The following is a 223-nucleotide window of genomic DNA, read 5'->3' on the forward strand; positions in this document are numbered from 1 at the left end:
GAGGTTGTTGGCGCGCTCATCACCGTAGAAGACATCGTTGCCCGCGGTTGCGGTCGTGGCCATGGTGAATATTTGATCATAGGTCCACATCGTGCCGTCAGCAAAGTGCACGTCCTCGATCCGATACAGAGAGCTGTAAGCCGTCTGGTCGAGAGTGACCTTGTCGGTGCCGATGGTCAGGAGGAGGTCTTGCCCGGCGCCCGCCTGACTAACAATGACCTGC

Annotated in this window: 1 protein-coding gene; it reads right to left on the minus strand. The window is 58.3% G+C overall.

Annotated elements, in window-relative coordinates; translation table 11 throughout:
* Positions 1–223: calcium-binding protein (locus tag E4K09_RS21990; RefSeq protein ID WP_193557342.1), on the minus strand; the 223-nt coding region annotated here is incomplete at both ends.

Origin of the sequence: Microvirga pakistanensis (assembly GCF_004458765.1) — a bacterium.
GTDB lineage: Bacteria > Pseudomonadota > Alphaproteobacteria > Rhizobiales > Beijerinckiaceae > Microvirga > Microvirga pakistanensis.